The sequence below is a fragment of the Halorubrum distributum JCM 13561 genome, from assembly GCF_000337395.1.
Lineage (GTDB): Archaea > Halobacteriota > Halobacteria > Halobacteriales > Haloferacaceae > Halorubrum > Halorubrum distributum.
In genome coordinates, this window is record NZ_AOJF01000006.1 from 1 (window position 1) to 414 (window position 414).

The following is a 414-nucleotide window of genomic DNA, read 5'->3' on the forward strand; positions in this document are numbered from 1 at the left end:
CCTCTCCGGGGAACTGGTCGCAGTTCTCCCGGTCGACGAGCGCCTCCAGGAGCGCGGTCGTGGCGTCCCTGTCGAGATTGGCCGCAAGTTCGATGACACCACAGGAGAATCTCATCGAGAGCTCCCAGGCCGGCTCGCCTTCCATGTGCCGACTCACCTTCTCCAGGTGGAAACTCGTCTCCTCCCGGTGTGCTTCGACGTTCGCGATCACTGTGGAGCCGCCCCCAGGGAGACGGCGCGGTCCGCCCCCGCCTCCCTTGTTCTGGGAGCTCATTTCCAACCACCGACCGCCTGCCTGACGGTCGTGTCGTCGACGCGAGCCGCGAGAACGCGTTTCGCGTCGAACACTCTCTCGGTCGGGTGCGATACGTCGGTCGGGGCCTCGGCGGCTTTATCCGCCGCCGGGCGCGTACG

Annotated in this window: 1 protein-coding gene; it reads right to left on the reverse strand. The window is 66.9% G+C overall.

Annotated elements, in window-relative coordinates; all coding sequences use genetic code 11:
• The coding region (locus C470_RS15505; protein ID WP_008364425.1) for a hypothetical protein at nucleotides 1-211 on the reverse strand (211 nt) is incomplete at its 3' end.
• Between the last annotated feature and the right edge of the window lie 203 nt (nucleotides 212-414).